Raw genomic sequence first — 17351 nt, 5'->3', positions numbered from 1 at the left:
GCTTCCCCGTTTGCGATCGCGAGCGAACGGAGGGGGTGAGCGATGCTGGCAAAAGCGATGTCCGTGACCGCGCCCGGCCTGATCGCTTGGCGGGTGGCGAAGGAGTTCAGCGCCCCACCGGTATGACGGCGCCGATGTTTGCGTGGGCGCGCGCGGAAGCGGGAAGGCGGCGTCCGCTTGCCAGATGCTCCGCCAGGGTGTCCAGGGCGGTGCGCAGTTTCCCCATGTTGCGGGTGCCGCCGGCCCATTCCTCCATCCCGCACACGGACAGGGCCACGCGGCCCATGGGAGCAAGCAGCACGGCGGAGCGGCCGGCGGGCGGGAGCGCGTCGCTTGGCGCAGCCGCGGTGCCCGGCGTCGACTTGGTCGAGGCCGCCTTGCCGTCGGTAACGGCCAGCCCGGTGGCGAGAAGGACGCGCCACAAGGCGTTGCGGCCGTCCATCATGGGGTCGGAGCCGCCTCCGCCGCCAAGCCGTTCCCCGTAGACCGCGATCATGGATGGCTGGTGCACCGCCCGCTTGAAGCAGCGGGCCAGCCACGCGCCGGCGTCGTGCTGGCGCTCGTCGATCATGCCGCGCCGCAGATAGGCGTCCAGGGGACAGGCGTCGAGGATCCGCAAACCCAGGGTGGGCGGCGCGCCGTCTTCTTTACGCTCGCGGGTCTCCACCGCATGGGGAGAGTGGCGCAACCGTTCCGGAGTGGCCGTGCGCCGGGCCTGACCGGCGGTGACCGGCTGGTCGACGCCTAGGATGAAGCCCGGTGTGACGGTTGTCCGCTTCACGCTTTTCGCCTTGCCCATGCCATCGCCTTTCGCGCATGCAAATCGGAATTTATGCCTATAATGCATATACGATGGGATGGGGGTCCGCTACGCTTTTCGGTTTATTCCTGCGTTGGCGCCGTTTCCCCGCCATTGGCCGCTTCAGCCGGCGCTCGCCCAGCGGACGGCACGTCGATGGGAAAGCCGAAGCGCGGCACCCGGAAATCGATCGGCGGCCCCGGCCGTTCGGCCAGCGCCTGCGTCAGTTCGCGCAGGGGCGTCTCCATGCCGTCGTCGGCCAGCGGGAAGGCGCCGAAATGGATGGCGACGCTGACCCGCGATTCCAGCGTGGACGCCGCCGCGACGGCCTCGTCCGGCCCGATGTGGACGGGCGCCATGAACCAGCGGGGCTCGTAGGCCCCGATCGGCAGCAGCGACAGCGTCATCGGTCCGAAGCGGCGGCGGATTTGGGCGAAATGCTCCCCGTGGCCGGTATCGCCGGCGAAGTAGATGGTTCCGGACGGGGTCGTCACCACGAAGCCGCCCCACAGGGTCTTGTCGCGGTCGAACGGCCCCCGCGCGGAGAAATGCTCGGCCGGCACGTAGGTCGCCTGCACCTCGGGGGAGAGATCGCTTCGTTCCCACCAGTCCAGTTCGGTGACTTCGTTGGACGGTACGGCCTTGCCCACCTTCAGCCCGGTCACGATCCGTGGGTTGTCCCGCTTGGCGAGCGCCGCCAGCGTCGGCCGGTCCAGATGGTCGTAGTGGTTGTGGCTGAGCAGCACGACGTCGATGGCCGGCAGGTCCTCGAACGGGATGGCCGGCGCCAGGACGCGCCGTGGCCCGAGCCAGGAGGTCGGCCCGACCCGGTTCGACCAGACCGGATCCGTCAGGATGTTGAGACCGGCGACCTGCAACAGGACCGTCGAATGCCCGACGACCGTCGCGCGGATGCCCGGCTCCCGCATCTGGTTGGCCGGTTTCCGCGCCGGGACGGACGCCACCGTCCTGGGCCAGGGCTCGGCTTTCTGGCCCTCCATCTTCCAGCGGAGCACGTCGCGCAGGCCACGGGCGGCGCGGCCGCTGGGATTCACGAAGCGGCCGTTTTCCATCCGGGAGCCCGCATAGGGCGTCGCGGGATGCGGGGTTTCCAGATCCTTGGGCACGTCGTTCCTTCCCTTGTGTCGCGGGGCCCCCACGATAACGCCGGAACCCGGAATGCGTGCCGGCTTTTCGCCAAGTGCACCGGGGGCGGGGAGGCGCTATTCCGCGTTGGCCCGCTCCGGCCTTGCCGCCGGTTTGGCTTCCATGCTTTCCCAGGGGGCGGGCTGAGGCCGTTCGCCCGAGGGCAGCAAATCGTTGGTCTCCCAGCGCAGCAACAGCAGGAGCACCCATTCCGCCTTGTTCGAGAAGCCGTATTGCGGGCCGCTCGACGCCACCAGCGCGCCGGTCTTCCGGTCGTAGGCGGTGCCGGCGACCTTGGCCACGCCCTGGGTCAGCTCCTTCTTGAACAGGGAGATTTCCGGGGTCGAGGCGTTGTTGGCCATGGGAAGCGGCATGGTGATGCTGGGGATGCCGACCAGCGAGTTCTCGCTGTCCACCGACAGGGCGCCGACCCGCAGCTCCACCACCGTGTCCGCCGCGTCGCGGGCCGACAGCCGGGCGCCGCGCCGCAGCAGCGCGTCGCGGATGGCCGAGATCGCGTATTTGTTGTCGTAGCCCTCGACGCTGGACGAATCCACATAGACGCTGCCCGTGACCGACAGCGTCTCGGCCAGCCGCTCGGCCGCCTTGTCGGCGGCGGTCGAGATCAGCAGCTGTTCGGTCGCCGTCCGCGCCGGGGTCGTCACCTGCGAACTGGAACAGCCGGTCAGCAGCCCGAGCGCCAGCAGGGCGGCGGCCGGGCCGTGCCGGACGGTCATGGGACCGGTGTCTTCGTGTGGATCGCCATCCGGTCTCCTTCCGATCAGAAACGCGCCGACACCGACAGGGAGCCGTAGGTGTCGGCCTTGTCCTGGCCGTCGAACTCCTTGGTGCGGAAGATGTGGGTGTAGGCGATGCGGACGTCGCTGACCGTCACGGCGAAGCCCAGCTGCAGGTCGCCGACCAGCGGCTTCTTGTCGACGCTGGGGCTGTCGCGGAAGGTGTTGCCGTCCAGGAAGATGTCGCGGGCCACCGCGCGGCCCTGCGCGCTGGCGAAGAGGTACCAGCCGAAGCTTCGGTCCGGCTCGAAATAGCTGGTGCCCTGGAAGGGCGGGGCGATGCGCGGCGGGCCATAGTCCTGCGGCAGGTCGGCGCCGATGCGCAGCGTCAGCCCGGCCGACCCGAAGGTGTAGACGTTGCCGACGCTGACGCCCACATCGGGGGTCGCGTCGAAGGCCAACCCGAAGGGGGAGGCCACGTACAGCCCGCGCCAGGCGCGGTTGTAGCTGAGCACCACGCCCAGCTCGTTGTGCAGCTGCGATCCCCAGCCGCGCGGCGTCCGCGAATCGGTCAGGCGGTGCACGAACTTCTGCGTCTCGTCCGCCAGCGAGGCCGGGCCGACGACCCCGACCGTCAGGTTGATGCGGTCCAGGGTGGTCGCCGTCTCCGACGCCAGGCCGGCGTTGGCGTAGAGGAAGCCGGCGTAGGGGCGGTCGCGCGGGTCGGGGGTGCGGGGTTCGATCTCGCGCGGGGTGAACATCTTCTGCCCCAGCGAATAGGTGATCCGCCGCTTGGTCCCCTGGTTGAACAGCGGCACCGCGTCGGCCACCCCGTTGACCCAGTCGGGGACGGAGGTCTCCGGCGGGGTGTAGGAGAACTGGATGCCGTTCGTGTAGTGCCGGTCGCCGTTCGCGAACAGGTCGTTCTCGATGATGACCGAGAGGATGCCGTCGGGATCGCGACCCGGCGCCATTTCCGCCCGCGCGGAAGAGGGGACGGCGGACAGCCCCGCCAGCCCCAGCAGAATGGCGAGGGCGGGGCCGGCGGCCCCGGCGGCCCGTCCCGTGCGATGGCCGCCCGTACGATCATGGCAACGCGGCGTGATGGAACGGGGGTCGCGCATTCTGGTCCTCTTTCCGGGGCATGGTTTTCGATGCGGAAGATCCGGAAACGAAACGGTTTTGCTTCGTTTGCCAATCCGAAACTGGAGGCTCGGTCCCGAAACGCAACCCCTCTTCGGAAGGAGTAGCCTGCGTCGCGCCGAACACGGACGGGCCGCGCGGAGGAGCGTCAAAACGTCTCCGTCCAACCGGGAGCGGCGTCGGGCCCATGGCGGCCCTTGTCTTGCTCAAGCCTTTGGCGCAAGACGTCGTCCACGGGTTTTCCAACGCGCGGAGCCGCCGACATGACCTTCGTTTCCACCTGCGACCTGCTCGACCGCTTCAAGGACGACGCCCGCGTCGTGCTGCCGGGGCTCCGGGATTTCGGCGCGGTGACCCGCTTCTCGGGGCCGGTCGTCACCGTCAAGTGCTTCGAGGACAACTCCCGCGTCAAGGAACTGCTGGCGACCCCCGGCGAGGGGCGGGTGCTGGTGGTCGACGGCGGGGGCAGCCTGCGCTGCGCGCTGATGGGCGACATGATCGCCGGCTCGGCGGTCAGGAACGGTTGGGCCGGGGTGGTGATCTGGGGCTGCGTGCGCGACGTGGCGGAACTGGCGACGCTTCCACTCGGGATCCGGGCGGCGGCGGCCACCCCGCGCCCCTCCGTCCGCCGCGACCAGGGATTGACCGGGCTGTCCATCGCGCTGCCTGGCGCGGCGGTCGAGCCGGGCGACGTCCTGTTCGCCGACGAGGACGGCATCGTCCTGCTGACCGGGGAACAAGCGGCCGGTCTGAAATAAAGCCATCGGGCAAAGTGGTGATACCATGAACAGGTAATACCAGTGCAGAACCAACGCCGGTTGCTTACCGTTCCTTGCGCGAAAGCGGGTGCGCCCCCTTGCTCTTTAGTTTGGCCGGGGATATAAAACCGGCGTGAAGTCAAGCGGGCCGTCTCACGGTTCCCCTCCAAGGGCCGGCCTTTCATTTATGAGGAACCCAGCCGTGCTCCAAGCATATCGCCAGCATGTGGCCGAACGCGCCGCCCTCGGAATTCCGGCCCTGCCGCTCTCCGCCAAGCAGACGGCGGAGCTGATCGATCTGCTGAAGGCCCCGCCGGCCGGCGAGGACGCGTTCCTCCTTGACCTCATCACCCACCGCGTTCCGGCCGGCGTCGACGACGCCGCCCGCGTCAAGGCCGGCTTCCTCGCCGCCGTCGCCAAGGGCGCCGACAGCAGCCCGCTGATCTCCAAGGTCAAGGCGACCGAACTGCTCGGCACCATGCTGGGCGGCTTCAACATCGAGCCGCTGATCGCCCTGCTGTCCGACGCCGAATGCGGCGCGACGGCGGCGGAAGGTCTGAAGAAGACCCTGCTGGTGTTCGACTACTTCCACGACGTCAAGGCGCTGGCCGACGCCGGCAACGCCAACGCCGTGGCGGTCGTCCAGTCCTGGGCCGACGCCGAATGGTTCACGTCGCGTCCGGAAGTCCCGGCCTCGCTGACGCTGACCGTCTTCAAGGTGACCGGCGAGACCAACACCGACGACCTGTCGCCGGCTCCCGACGCGTGGTCGCGCCCCGACATCCCGCTGCACGCGCTGGCGATGCTGAAGAACCCGCGTCCGGGCATCGAGCCCGACGAGCCGGGCGTCCGCGGCGCCACCAGGCAGCTCGCCGAGCTGCAGAAGAAGGGCAACCTGATCGCCTATGTCGGCGACGTGGTCGGCACCGGCTCCTCGCGCAAGTCGGCGACCAACTCGGTCCTGTGGTTCACCGGCGAGGACATCCCCTTCGTCCCGAACAAGCGCTTCGGCGGCGTCTGCCTGGGCACCAAGATCGCCCCGATCTTCTACAACACCATGGAGGACGCGGGCGCGCTGCCCATCGAGCTGGACGTCGGCAAGATGGACATGGGCGACGTGATCGAGCTTCGCCCCTACGAGGGAAAGGCGCTGAAGAACGGCGAGGTCATCGCCGAGTTCACCGTCAAGTCCGACGTGATCTTCGACGAGGTCCGCGCCGGCGGCCGCATTCCGCTGATCGTCGGCCGTGGCCTGACCGCGCGGGCCCGCGAGGCGCTGGGCCTGCCGGCCTCCACCCTGTTCCGCCAGCCGGCCACCCCGGCCGACACCGGCAAGGGCTACAGCCTCGCCCAGAAGATGGTCGGCCGCGCCTGTGGCCTGCCGGAAGGCAAGGGCGTCCGTCCCGGCACCTATTGCGAGCCGAAGATGACCACCGTGGGGTCGCAGGACACCACCGGCCCGATGACCCGCGACGAGCTGAAGGATCTGGCCTGCCTGGGCTTCTCGGCCGACCTCGTCATGCAGTCCTTCTGCCACACCGCCGCTTATCCCAAGCTGGTGGACGTGAAGATGCACCACGAGCTGCCGGACTTCATCTCCACCCGTGGCGGCGTCGCGCTGCGTCCGGGCGACGGCGTCATCCACTCCTGGCTGAACCGCCTGCTGCTGCCCGACACCGTGGGCACCGGCGGCGACAGCCACACCCGCTTCCCCATCGGCATCTCCTTCCCGGCGGGCTCCGGTCTGGTGGCCTTCGCCGCCGCCACCGGCGTCATGCCGCTCGACATGCCGGAATCGGTGCTGGTGCGCTTCAAGGGCGCGATGCAGCCGGGCGTCACGCTGCGTGACCTCGTCAACGCCATCCCGCTCTACGCCATCAAGGCCGGGCTGCTGACGGTCGAGAAGAAGGGCAAGAAGAACGTCTTCTCCGGCCGCATCCTGGAGATCGAGGGTCTGCCGAACCTGAAGGTCGAGCAGGCGTTCGAGCTGTCCGACGCCTCGGCCGAGCGCTCGGCGGCGGGCTGCACGGTGCACCTCGACAAGGCGCCGATCATCGAATACATGACCTCCAACATCACCCTGATGAAGTGGATGATCGCCAACGGTTACGCCGAGAAGCGGACCCTGGAGCGCCGCATCAAGGCGATGGAGGCGTGGATCGCCGATCCGCAGCTGCTCCAGCCCGACGCCGACGCCGACTACGCGGCGGTGATCGAGATCGATCTGGCCGACATCAAGGAGCCGATCCTCGCCTGCCCGAACGATCCCGACGACGTGAAGACGCTGGCCGAGGTCGCGGGCGACACCATCGACGAGGTGTTCATCGGCTCCTGCATGACCAACATCGGCCATTTCCGCGCCGCCGGTAAGATCCTGAACGGCAAGTCGGACATCCCGACCCGCCTGTGGATCGCGCCGCCGACCAAGATGGACGCGCAGATGCTGACCGAGGAGGGCTACTACGCCACGCTCGGCAAGGCTGGCGCCCGCATGGAGATGCCCGGCTGCTCGCTCTGCATGGGCAACCAGGCGCAGATCCGCAAGGGCTCGACCGCCATCTCGACCTCGACCCGCAACTTCCCGAACCGTCTGGGCATCGACACCCGCGTCTACCTGTCCTCGGCCGAACTGGCCGCCGTGGCGGCGCTGATGGGCCGGATCCCGACCAACGCGGAGTATCAGGCCCAGGTCGGCGTGGTGAACGAGAAGGCCGACGAGGTCTACCGCTACATGAACTTCGACCAGATCCCGGTCTTCCAGGACGTGGCGGACACCTTGGACGCCAAGGTGGCGTAACAAGGTCCCACGACAGGCTGGTTCGTTTCTCCCCCCGCCGGGGTTTCCCGGCGGGGGATTTTTTTGGTCCCGGCACGGCGGTTCGTCGCCGCCGCCGCCGTTGGTTCGTCTCGTCGGCAACTCCGGCCGTCTTGCACTCGTCGCTTGGCGTGCTCATCCTTTACCAGCCGGAACGGCGGGACAAGGAGCGGGACATGCAGCCGGACGACCCTTTCGATCTCCAGCGTTTCGTAAGCGCACAGGAACCCGTCTTCGCGACCGTGCTGGAGGAGCTGCGCGCCGGCCGCAAGCGAAGCCACTGGATGTGGTTCGTCTTTCCCCAGCGGCGCGGTCTCGGCCGGTCGGAGACGGCCCTGTTCTACGGCATCGATTCCCTCGACGAGGCGCGGGCCTACCTCGCGCACCCGATTCTCGGCCCCCGGCTGGAGCAGGCGACGCGCGCCGTGCTGGCGATCCAGGGGCGGTCGCTGCACGCGATCTTCGGCTATCCGGACGACCTGAAATTCCGCTCGTCCATGTCGCTGTTCGCCGAGGCGGCGGGCGCGCAGAGCCCCTACCGGGAGGCGCTCGACCGCTGGCCCGACGACGAGCGGTCGGCGTGACGGGGCTCGACTCTTCCCTCGGCATCTTTTGAACCGGAGCGCCCGATGACGTGGTCCGCCGCCCAGTACAGCAAATTCGAGGACGAACGGAACCGGCCGATCCGGGACCTGCTGGCCCGTGTTCCGGACCGTGCCGTCACCAGGGCCGTGGATCTCGGCTGCGGCCCCGGCAACTCGACCGCGCTGCTGGGGGAGCGCTTTCCCGGCGCCACCGTCACCGGGATCGACAGTTCCGCCGACATGATCGCGGCGGCGCGCAAGCGTTTACCCGATCTTCGTTTCGAGTTGGCCGACATCGCCGCGTGGCGGGGCGCGGACGGCCCGTTCGACCTGATCCTCGCCAACGCCTCCCTGCAATGGGTGCCGGACCACGCGGCCCTGCTGCCGGCGCTGCTGGACAAGCTGGCGCCGGGCGGGCAACTGGCCGTGCAGATGCCGGACAATCTGGAGGAGCCGGCGCACCGGCTGATGCGGGAGGTCGCCGCCGAGGGGCCTTGGGCCGCCAAGCTCGCCGACGCCCACCGCGCGCGGGCCGACCGCCACGGCGCCGAGTGGTATTACCGCACCCTGCGGGAGTGCGGCGCCTCGGTCGATGTGTGGCGGACGGTGTATTTCCATCCCCTGGCCGGCGGGGCCGGCGCGGTGGTGGAGTGGTTCAAGGGAACCGGGCTGCGCCCCTTCCTCGACCCGCTGGACGAGGCCGGGCGCGCCGCGTACCTCGCCCGCTACGAGGCCGCCGTCGCGCGGGCCTACCCGGCGCTTCCCGACGGGACGGTGCTGCTGCCCTTCCCCCGCCTGTTCTTCGTCGCGACCCGCTGAAAGTGTCCCGTCAGTGCCCGGTCCAGAACGGGCGGCGCTTCTCCAGGAAGGCGGCGATGCCTTCCTGGTAGTCGGCGGACAGGTAGCAGCGGCGCAGCAGATCCTTGTCGATGTCCGGCGGCAGGCCATGGTCGCGCAGCCGGCGCAGGCCCTCGCGCGTCGCCCACAGGGTCAGGGGCGCCAGGGCGGCCAGCTCCTCCGCCAGGGCTTGGCCCTGGGCGACCAGCCCCTCCTCGGTGGCGACCACCGTGCGCAGGGCGCCGGCCATCGCCAGCTCGTCGGCGGTCAGCAGGCGGGCGCTGAAGATCATCTCCTTGGTCCGCGCGGTGCCGAGCACCGCCGACAGCCGGGCGAGGTTCTTGACGCTCAGGCAGTTGCCCACCGTGCGGGCGATGGGAAAGCCGAAGCGCACCGAGGGCGAGGCGATGCGCACGTCGCAGCAGGCCGACAGCAGCGCGCCCTCGCCGACGCAGGCGCCCGACAGGACGGCGACGGTCGGCACGCGGACGGATTCCAGCGCCATCGCCGCCGCCTCGGCGCGGGTTTCGAGGATGGTGAAATCCTCGGGCGAGGAGACGGCTTGCAGGCAGGACAGGTCGGCCCCGGCCATGAAGGCCGGCTTGTCGCCGGTGGCGCCGGTCAGCGCCAGCGCCTTCACCGTGGGGTCGGCGTCGACCGCGCGGCAGATCTCGATCAGCCGGTCCTCCATCCACGGCGTCATGGCGTTGCGGGCGTGGGGCCGGTTGAAGATCACCCATTGGACCGCGCCACGGCGTTCGGTCAGGATCTCGGGCGGCGCGCCGGTGGTATCGGTTGTGAGGTCGGTCATGCGGATGGTCCTTGAGCTTGTCGGATCAGCGGCTTGAAGGAAAGGGGCATGGAGCCGACCGAAGCCCTTCTCCCCTTGCGGGAGAAGGGTTGGGATGAGGGGTATTCGCCGAAGGCGAAGAGGAAATTTGCGCACCCCTCACCCCAACCCCTCTCCCGCAAGGGGAGAGGGGCTTGATCGGCCCCTTTGAGGGAGAGGGGTTGGGGAAACCCTGCTACGCTTGCTGTCAGACCGCCGGGGCCAAAATCTGGCAGGCGTCGATGGGAAGATGGACCGTCGTCTCGGCGCCCGGTCCGTAGCGGAGTTCCGGCGGCACGAAGGCGCGGATCGTCCGCCCGACGCCGACGTCCACCAGCACGTCGCGGTGCTCGCCGAGATAGGCGGAGCGGATCACGGTGCCGGGCAGGCTGTTGCAGGGCAGGCCGCCGGCCTCGCCCAGCCGCACCTTGGACGGCCGGACGCAGAGCGACACCGGGTTGCCGCGCGCGGCCGCGCTGCGGTCCGGGGCGGTCAGCACGGTGTCGCCGACGCGGATGGCGCCCGCGCCCTCGCTGGTGCCGACCAACTCGTTGTTGGAGCCGATGAACCCGGCGACGAAGGCGTTGGACGGCCGCTCGAACACGTCTTCCGGGGAACCGAACTGCTGAACCGCGCCGGACTTCATGACGGCGACGCGGTCGGCGGTGACCAGCGCCTCCGACTGGTCGTGGGTGACGTAGACCGTGGTGATGCCCAGCAGGTCGTGGACCTGCCGGATTTCGAACCGCATCTCCTCGCGCAGGTGGGCGTCGAGGTTGGACAGCGGCTCGTCGAGCAGCAGGATCGCCGGCTCCACCACCAGCGCGCGGGCCAGCGCCACGCGCTGCTGCTGGCCGCCCGACAGCTCGGACGGGTAGCGGTCGCGCAAGCTCTCCAGCCGGACGGTGCGCAGCGCGCGGTCGAGCCGCTCGGTCAGTTCCGCCTTGGGCAGGCGGCGGATGGTCAGGCCGAAGGCGACGTTCTCGGCCACCGTCTTGTGCGGCCACACCGCGTAGTTCTGGAACACCAGCGAGATGCCGCGCTTTTCCGGCGGCAGCACGCCGCGCGGCGAGGAGAGCAGCACGTCGTCGGCCCAGATCTCGCCCTCGGTCGGGGCCTCGAAGCCGGCCAGCAGTTGCAGCGTGGTCGACTTCCCGCAGCCCGACGGCCCCAGCAGCGCCAGCAGCGTGCCGTTGGGCACCTGGAGGTCGATGCCGCGCAGCGCGGTGTAGTTGCCGAAGGTCTTGCGCAGGTTGGTGATGCGGATGCCGCTCATGAGGGAACTCCGGCCGCCTCGGCGGTCTTGCGTGAGGTGCGCCGCGCGCCGGTCAGCCCGGCCAGCGGGCGGGCGATAGCCACCAGCAGCAGCGTGATCAGGAGGAGAAGGACGCTCATCGCGCAGACGGCCTCGTAGTTGCCGCCGTCCTTGGCGTTGTAGATCAGCGTCGTCATGACGTTGGTCTTGGGCGTGATCAGGAAGACGGCGACCGACAGCTCGCGGATGATCGGGATGAAGACCAGGAACCAGCCCGACACCAGCCCGCCGCCCATCAGCGGGATGGTGATCGACAGGAAGGTCCGCGCCTCCCCGGCGCCCAGGCTGCGGGCGGCGCGCTCCAGCTCCGGCCCGATGCCCTTCAGGATCGACCCGCCATGCGAGTAGGCGATGGGCAGGAAGGTGGCGGCGAAGGCGGCGATCAGCAGCAGCGGCGTGCCGTAGAGGTTGAAGGGCGCGCGGGTGTAGGCGGCGAAGAAGCCGACCGACAGCACGATGCCGGGGATGACGATGGGCACCGTCGCCACCGCCCCCAGCAGGGAGGCGCCGGTCATCAGCCGCCGTTCGACGATGTAGGCGACCAGCGTGCCCAGCGCCACGCACAGCGTCGCCGCCAGGGTGGAGTAGACCAGCGAGTTGACGATGGCCGTGTGGGTCTCCGAATTGCCGAAGATCGCCCACCAGTACCAGTAGAGGGACAGGTTCTCCCAAGACAGCCCCTGGCCCCAGGCGCGGGTCAGCGACACCAGCAGCAGGGCGGCGTAGGGCAGGAAGACGGCGGTCATCGGCATCAGCAGCGCGAAGAGCAGGGCCGGCCAGCGCCAGCCGCCCAGACGGATCTGCCGTCCGGCCCGCGTCTTGCCGGAAATCGTGACGTACTGCTTGCGGCCCAGATAGCGGCGGCGCATCCAGAACAGGCCGCCGGTGACCAGCAGGAGCGGCATGCAATAGGCGGCGGCCAGATAGATTTCCGGCGGGAAGAGTTGATAGAACTCGGCCAGCTTGGTGGTGACGACCGGGATGCCGGTCGGCGTCAGCAGGAAGGCCGGGACGCCGAACAGGGTCAGCCCCTGGATGAAGGACAGGATGAAGCTGGCGATCACCGCCGGGGCGGCCAGCGGGATGGTGATGCTGAGCATTGTCCGCAGCACCCCGCAGCCCAGCGTCGTCGCCGCGTCCTCCAGCTCCACCGCCATCTCGTCGAGCGCGCTCGACACCATGGTGAAGCTGTAGGGCACCGTGTAGATGCCGCAGACGAAGACGGCGCCCGCCATCGAGTAGATGTTCAGCGGCGTTCCGCCGTCGGCTCCGGCCAGCGACCGCCACAGCACGTTCAGCCAGCCCGAATTGGGCGCGGCCAGCAGGATCCAGCCGGTGGCGCCGATGAAGGACGGGGTGACGAAGGCGGTCAGCGTCAGCACGCGGATGCTGCGGCGGAACGGCATGTCGGTGCGCGACACCAGCCAGGCCAGCGGCACGCCGATGCCGACCGCGATCACCGCCGTGGCGGTGGCCAGCAGCAGCGAGTTGACCAGCGGCTCGATCAGATCGGCGGACTGGACGACGCGCGCGTAGTTGTTCAGGGTCCAGGCGCCGGTCGCGTCGTCGTGGAAGCTGTTGAACACCACCCAGCCGAAGGGCTGGACCACCAGCATCGCCAGCAGGAGGACGACGGCGCCGAGGATCGCGGTCTTGACGACCGGCACTCGGGCCATGACGGGACGCGCTTCGGCGCCACGGGAACTGGTTGAGATGACCCCCATTGGGTCTGCCTCCCGTTGCCAAGGATGGGCCTTGCGACCCAGCATGATGGAGTGTCCCCGAACCGGCGGCCGGGTGGCAACCGCCGCTGGTGCGGAGTTCGCGGTGATCGCCTAGGGCACCAAAGCCCTCTCCCGCCCCGGGAGAGGGAGGGGACCCGCGAAGCGGGGAGGGTGAGGGGCTAGCGGGCGTGGTACGCAATCCATGTCCCTCTAGCCCCTCACCCTTCCCACGGCATCCGCCGTGGGCCCCTTCCCTCTCCCGGGGCGGGAGAGGGAGCTGAATGCAGCCGTTAGCGCACCAGTTCCTTCCACTTGGCGATGCCTTCCGCCACCTCGGCGGCGAGGTCGTCGCCGGTGTTGCGGAACCACTTCATCTGGTCGAGCGAGCGGCCTTCCGCCCAGGCGACGTCGGTGCGCAGCGTCGGCCAGAAGTTCCTCGACAGGATGTCGGAGACCTCCTTGGAATAGAGGAAGTTGGTGAACAGCCGGGCGGCGTTGGGGTGGGGCGCCTTGGCCGGGATGCCGGTCAGGCCCAGGTTCAGGATGGCGTCGTCGGTCGGCACGCTGACGTCGATGGGGTTGCCGGCCGCCTTCTGGGTCAGCGTGTAGCTGAACGGCGCGCCCGATCCGACGACGCGCTCGCCGGCCAGGATGTCGGTGACGGTGTCGACGTTGGACTGGCCGACCTTGGGCTTCTGCTGGCCGAAGCGGCGCAGGTAGTCGTCGCCGTACTTGCGGCGGATGGCGACCACCCAGCTCGCCACGTCGCCGGAGAAGGCGGGGCTGCCGGTGGTGATCTTGCCCTTCCACTGGTCCTCCAGCAGCGCCATCCAGCTCGTCGGCGGGGCGGAGACCTTGCCCGGCGCGTAGTTGATGCTGGTCAGGCTGATGGCGCCGACGTGGTACATGGCGTCCTTGTCCAGCCCCTTGAAGGCGGCGGGCAGCATGGCCGCGTCGGGCGGGTCGTAGGCGGCCAGCGCGCCGATCTTCTTCAGCTCGGTGTAGTGCAGCAGGTTGGTGGTGCCCAGCGAATCGCACTCGGCGACGCCGTTCTGCAGCTCCAGCCGCAGGCGGGTGTAGACGGTCTGCGAGGCCTGGCGGAGAAGCTGGACCTCGATGCCCGGATACTTCGCCTTGAAGGCGTCGCGGATCGCCTCCATCGTCTGCTGCTCGTAGGAGCCCCAGTAGAGCGTCAGCGCGCCTTCCTTGCGGGCGGCGGCGTAGAGCGGGTCGTCTTGCGCGGCGGCCAGGCGGGCGAAGCCGGTCCCGGCGAGGCCGCCGGACAGCAGCGCCGTCCCGACCAGCCCGCCCGTCTTCAGAAGCCCGCGGCGTGTGATGTCCGTCATGTTCGTCGTCCCTGTTCCAGGTTGTTGAGGGTCGCCGTTCCGGCGTTGTTGGTCTTGGTGTCGTGTTCAGTAGTCGCCGGTGGTCGCGCCGCCGTCGGCGACGAGGGTCTGGCCGGTGACGTAGGCCGCGTCGTCCGACGCCAGGAAGGCGACGATGGACGCGATCTCGTCGGGCTTGCCCAGCCGGCCGATGGGGGTCTTCTCCACCCACTGGGCGCGGATCGCGTCGGGCACGCCCTCGACGATGCTGGTCTCGACCACGCCCGGCGCCACCGCGTTGACCAGGATGCCGCGCTTGGCGCCTTCCAGCGCCGCCGTCCGCGTCAGCCCGACCACGCCCGCCTTGGAGGCCGAGTAGTTCGCCTGCCCGAAGGTGCCGAGCATGGCGGTGGAGGCGATGTTGACGATGCGGCCCCAGCCCCGGTCGCCGACCAGCTTGAAGGCCGTCTGGCAGCCGAGCCAGGTGCCGCGCAGGTTCACGTCGATGACGGCGCTCCATTCCGCGTCGCTCATCTTGATCAGCGAGCGGTCGCGGACGATGCCGGCGACGTTGACCAGGATGTCGACGGCGCGGAGGGGCTCGGGCAGGGCGGCGACGGCGGCGTCCCAGCTCGCCCGGTCCGACACGTCGAGCTGCACCGCGCAGGCGTTGGTCCCGCCGTCGCGCAAGGCCGCGGCGACCCGTTCGGCCGGCTCCAGCCCGATGTCGGCGACGATCACGGCGGCGCCCTCGGCGGCCAGCCGCTCGCACACCGCGCGGCCGATGCCGCCGCCGCCGCCGGTCACGAAGGCCGTGCGGCCCTTCAAACGATCCTGCATGGTCATGCTCATGCCGTCACCCGCCGCCCGATGGAGAACACGTCCTCGCCTTCCTGCACCGTGCCGCCGCTCTGGTTGCGCACGGTGATGCCGACGCGGACGATGCCACGGTCGGGCTTCGACGCGCTGGGGCGGACCTCCAGCACCTCGGCCTCGTACTGGATGGTGTCGCCGGCGAAGACCGGGCCGACGAAGCGGCGGCGGGTCTCCAGGAAGGCCAGGATCGCCCAGTCGTCGATGGCGGAGCGCAGGCCGGTGCTCATCGAATGGGTCAGCATCCCGTGGGCGATGGTCCGGCCGAAGCCGTTCGCCTTGGCCGCCTCGGCGTCCATGTGCAGCGGGTTGAAGTCGCCGGTCAGCCCGGCGAACCAGACGATGTGCGCCTCGGTCACGGTGACGCGGGTGGACAGCGCGCGGGCGCCCGGTTCGATGTCGTCGAGGTGGATGGGGGTGGTCATGCGTCGCTCCCTCCTGCGTCGCTGGGGGGCCGGAAGACCGGCAGGCTGATGGTCTCGTCCACGCGGTGGAAGGCGACGGACAGCGGCAGGCCGGCGCGCAGATCCTCCTCCGCGACGCCCTCGATCCGCGAGAAGACGGTGACGCCCTCCTCCAGCCGGACCAGGGCGCAGGTGTAGGGATCGCCCCGCGTGTTGCCGCGATGGATCACGGAATAGGTGAGCAGCTCGCCGCGCCCGCTCGTCTCGACCCAGTCGGGCTTGGCGTGGGGGGCGTGGATCGAATGGGCGCGCGGATACCATTGATGGCGCCCGGTCTCCGGGCAGCGCTGGATCAGGAACCGGCCCTCGCGCGCCGCCTCCCAGAAGGGGGCGGAGGTCTCGTCGGGGATCGGCAGGACGGTCATGGCGGTCATGGGATCCCCTTTACACGGTGAGAATGACGGTGGCGGCGGAGCAGAAGGTCCCGCCCAAGCCATGGGCCAGCGCGACCTTGGCATCCGGCACCTGCATGCCCGGACCCTCGCCGCGCAGTTGGCGAACGCTCTCGATCAGGGTGAAGATGCCGCGCTTGCCCGGATGGTTGGACGACAGCCCGCCGCCGTCGGTGTTGGTCGGCAGGCTGCCGCCCTTGGCGGACAGGTTGCCGTCCGCGACGAAGGCCCCGCTCTCGCCGCGCCCGCAGAAGCCCAGATCCTCCAGCGCCAGCATCGGCGTGATGGTGAAGGCGTCGTAGATCTGCGCCACGTCGATGTCGGCCGGCGTCACCCCGGCCATGGCGAAGGCGCGCGGGCCGGACAGGGCGGCGGGGGTGGACAGGTCGTCGGGGATCTGGCTGTTCTGGGTCCGCGCGACGGCGGCGCCGTAGCCGGCCAGATGGACGGGGCGGCGCTTGAGGTCGCGCGCCCGCTCCCGGCTGGTCATCACCACCGCGCCGCCGCCGTCGGTGACGACGCAGCAGTCCAGCCGGTGCAGCGGCGAGGCGATCATCGGCGAGGCCAGCACGTCGTCCACCGTGATCGGCTTGCGCAGCCGGGCCTGGGGGTTGGCGGCGGCGTGCTCGCGGAAGGTCACCGCCACCTGGGCCAACTGCTCCGGCGTGGTGCCGTAGAGGTCCATGTGGCGCCGGGCGAACAGCCCGTAGGTGGAGATCAGCGTCGGCGCGTAGGGGATCTCGTATTGGCCGGGGCCGGCGGGGAAGACGAAGGGGTCGAAGGACGGCGTGTTCAGCGGCCACCAGCGCGGGCAGGCGGCGTAGCTGATGACCACCACCTCGGCCAGGCCCATGGCGATGGCGGCGGCGGCCTGACCGGCCTGCAGGATGTAGGAGCAGCCGCCGACGTCGGTGCTGTTCACGTAGGTCGGCTGGATGCCGATGTATTCGGCCAGCTCGATGACGTCCATCGTGCCGCCGCCCTCGGCCCAGTCGCCGGACGCGGCGCAGAGCCCGTCCACGTCCTTCAGCGTCAGCCCGGCGTCGTCGAGCGCGCCCAGGATGCACTCCATCTGAAGGGCGAAGGGGTGGACGCGGGGGGCATCGCGGCGGGGCGATTCGAAGGCGCCGACGATGGCGGTTCTGCCCGAGAGATCCTTCACGGCCCTGGTCGTCCTTTCACGGTTGCGGGAACCTTGCGCGGCGCCTGGCGCCAGCGTGCAAATGGGCTCCGTTGGACAAATATCGGAAGACGAGGCGACCGTCCGGCACGGGGAACGCGAAGTCTTCCCGGTGCCTTTGGCCGATGTGGACAGATGTCGATCGCCGCCGGTCCGCTCCCGGCACAATCGAGAATACCGGAGACCCTCCGTGTCACAAGCAGAAAAAAGGCTGCGGTCCGGTGCATGGAACGCACCAATGAAACGGCCGGTCCACGCCACGTCCGGTGCTTTCCATGCACCGGATTGGGCCAAACTAAGCGATTGTTTTCCGGGCGCCGCGGCGCAAGCCTTTGGGCATCGCATTCCCGTCCCAAACCCAGCCGGCGCCTTGCGGCGCGGCCATCTCCGGCCCGGTCCCCCGGTGTCCGGCAGCCCCGAAGGATCGCTC

General features: G+C 69.6%; 16 protein-coding genes. 4 read left to right on the top strand and 12 right to left on the bottom strand.

Annotation, left to right across the window (positions count from 1 at the left end; translation table 11 throughout):
* Positions 1–106: 106 nt before the first annotated feature.
* The 4 genes from EJ913_RS13020 to EJ913_RS13005 form a co-directional block, all read right to left on the bottom strand.
* Positions 107–781, bottom strand: a complete 675-nt coding sequence (locus EJ913_RS13020; RefSeq protein WP_126998478.1) for a hypothetical protein — start codon at positions 779–781, stop codon at positions 107–109.
* 101 nt (positions 782–882) lie between these two features.
* Positions 883–1926, bottom strand: a complete 1044-nt coding sequence (locus EJ913_RS13015; protein ID WP_126998476.1) for an MBL fold metallo-hydrolase — start codon at positions 1924–1926, stop codon at positions 883–885.
* Between the two features lie 96 nt (positions 1927–2022).
* Entirely contained in the window at positions 2023–2682 is a 660-nt protein-coding gene (locus EJ913_RS13010) for a DUF6655 family protein (RefSeq protein WP_126998474.1), read from the bottom strand.
* Positions 2683–2726: 44 nt separating this feature from the next.
* Positions 2727–3806: a lipid A deacylase LpxR family protein gene (locus EJ913_RS13005; protein ID WP_211098951.1), complete on the bottom strand. Its 1080-nt coding sequence runs from the start codon at positions 3804–3806 to the stop codon at positions 2727–2729.
* Positions 3807–4088: 282 nt separating this feature from the next.
* On the opposite strand from EJ913_RS13005, the gene rraA reads away from it, so the two are divergent.
* From rraA to tam, 4 genes are all read left to right on the top strand, one after another.
* Entirely contained in the window at positions 4089–4583 is a 495-nt protein-coding gene (rraA, locus tag EJ913_RS13000; RefSeq protein ID WP_126998472.1) for a ribonuclease E activity regulator RraA, read from the top strand.
* Between the two features lie 202 nt (positions 4584–4785).
* Positions 4786–7380, top strand: a complete 2595-nt coding sequence (acnB, locus tag EJ913_RS12995) for a bifunctional aconitate hydratase 2/2-methylisocitrate dehydratase (RefSeq protein ID WP_126998470.1) — start codon at positions 4786–4788, stop codon at positions 7378–7380.
* A gap of 194 nt (positions 7381–7574) precedes the next feature.
* Positions 7575–7982, top strand: coding sequence for a DUF1810 domain-containing protein (locus EJ913_RS12990; protein WP_126998468.1), 408 nt, complete (start codon positions 7575–7577; stop codon positions 7980–7982).
* A gap of 45 nt (positions 7983–8027) precedes the next feature.
* Positions 8028–8801, top strand: a complete 774-nt coding sequence (gene tam, locus EJ913_RS12985; RefSeq protein WP_126998466.1) for a trans-aconitate 2-methyltransferase — start codon at positions 8028–8030, stop codon at positions 8799–8801.
* A 10-nt stretch (positions 8802–8811) separates the two neighbouring features.
* On the opposite strand, the gene EJ913_RS12980 is transcribed toward tam, so the two are convergent.
* The 8 genes from EJ913_RS12980 to EJ913_RS12945 all read right to left on the bottom strand — a co-directional run bounded on the left by EJ913_RS12980 (position 8812) and on the right by EJ913_RS12945 (position 16903).
* Complete coding sequence (locus EJ913_RS12980; RefSeq protein WP_126998464.1) at positions 8812–9630, bottom strand: enoyl-CoA hydratase; 819 nt, start codon at positions 9628–9630, stop codon at positions 8812–8814.
* Between the two features lie 226 nt (positions 9631–9856).
* A complete protein-coding gene (locus tag EJ913_RS12975; RefSeq protein WP_126998462.1) occupies positions 9857–10924 on the bottom strand; it encodes an ABC transporter ATP-binding protein in 1068 nt (355 codons plus the stop codon).
* Positions 10921–12639, bottom strand: coding sequence for an ABC transporter permease (locus EJ913_RS12970; RefSeq protein WP_126998460.1), 1719 nt, complete (start codon positions 12637–12639; stop codon positions 10921–10923). The genes EJ913_RS12975 and EJ913_RS12970 overlap by 4 nt, the downstream gene beginning before the upstream one ends.
* A 338-nt stretch (positions 12640–12977) precedes the next feature.
* Positions 12978–14033 carry an extracellular solute-binding protein gene (locus EJ913_RS12965; protein ID WP_126998458.1) on the bottom strand — a complete coding sequence of 352 codons (1056 nt, stop codon included), beginning with the start codon at positions 14031–14033 and terminating at the stop codon, positions 12978–12980.
* Between the two features lie 66 nt (positions 14034–14099).
* Positions 14100–14864, bottom strand: coding sequence for an SDR family oxidoreductase (locus tag EJ913_RS12960; protein ID WP_211098950.1), 765 nt, complete (start codon positions 14862–14864; stop codon positions 14100–14102).
* Positions 14861–15310, bottom strand: a complete 450-nt coding sequence (locus EJ913_RS12955) for a MaoC family dehydratase (RefSeq protein ID WP_126998456.1) — start codon at positions 15308–15310, stop codon at positions 14861–14863. Before EJ913_RS12955 ends, EJ913_RS12960 begins: the two co-directional genes overlap by 4 nt.
* Entirely contained in the window at positions 15307–15723 is a 417-nt protein-coding gene (locus EJ913_RS12950; RefSeq protein ID WP_126998454.1) for a Zn-ribbon domain-containing OB-fold protein, read from the bottom strand. The genes EJ913_RS12955 and EJ913_RS12950 overlap by 4 nt, the downstream gene beginning before the upstream one ends.
* Before the next feature lie 10 nt (positions 15724–15733).
* Complete coding sequence (locus EJ913_RS12945) at positions 15734–16903, bottom strand: acetyl-CoA acetyltransferase (protein ID WP_126998452.1); 1170 nt, start codon at positions 16901–16903, stop codon at positions 15734–15736.
* Positions 16904–17351 lie beyond the last annotated feature (448 nt).

Source organism: Azospirillum doebereinerae, from assembly GCF_003989665.1.
Classification (GTDB): Bacteria; Pseudomonadota; Alphaproteobacteria; order Azospirillales; family Azospirillaceae; genus Azospirillum; species Azospirillum doebereinerae.
Note: the sequence above shows the minus strand (reverse complement) of the source record. Positions and strands in the feature narration are given on the sequence as shown.

Bases quoted from the DNA above. Each gene is read 5' to 3' on its own strand.
- EJ913_RS12975 (WP_126998462.1), bottom strand. From the start codon at position 10,924: ATGAGCGGCATCCGCATCACCAACCTGCGCAAGACCTTCGGCAACTAC.
- EJ913_RS12950 (WP_126998454.1), bottom strand. From the start codon at position 15,723: ATGACCGCCATGACCGTCCTGCCGATCCCCGACGAGACCTCCGCCCCC.
- EJ913_RS13005 (WP_211098951.1), bottom strand. From the start codon at position 3,806: ATGCGCGACCCCCGTTCCATCACGCCGCGTTGCCATGATCGTACGGGC.
- EJ913_RS12960 (WP_211098950.1), bottom strand. From the start codon at position 14,864: ATGAGCATGACCATGCAGGATCGTTTGAAGGGCCGCACGGCCTTCGTG.
- EJ913_RS12990 (WP_126998468.1), top strand. From the start codon at position 7,575: ATGCAGCCGGACGACCCTTTCGATCTCCAGCGTTTCGTAAGCGCACAG.
- EJ913_RS12980 (WP_126998464.1), bottom strand. From the start codon at position 9,630: ATGACCGACCTCACAACCGATACCACCGGCGCGCCGCCCGAGATCCTG.
- EJ913_RS12955 (WP_126998456.1), bottom strand. From the start codon at position 15,310: ATGACCACCCCCATCCACCTCGACGACATCGAACCGGGCGCCCGCGCG.
- EJ913_RS12965 (WP_126998458.1), bottom strand. From the start codon at position 14,033: ATGACGGACATCACACGCCGCGGGCTTCTGAAGACGGGCGGGCTGGTC.
- EJ913_RS13010 (WP_126998474.1), bottom strand. From the start codon at position 2,682: ATGACCGTCCGGCACGGCCCGGCCGCCGCCCTGCTGGCGCTCGGGCTG.
- rraA (WP_126998472.1), top strand. From the start codon at position 4,089: ATGACCTTCGTTTCCACCTGCGACCTGCTCGACCGCTTCAAGGACGAC.
- EJ913_RS12970 (WP_126998460.1), bottom strand. From the start codon at position 12,639: ATGGCCCGAGTGCCGGTCGTCAAGACCGCGATCCTCGGCGCCGTCGTC.
- tam (WP_126998466.1), top strand. From the start codon at position 8,028: ATGACGTGGTCCGCCGCCCAGTACAGCAAATTCGAGGACGAACGGAAC.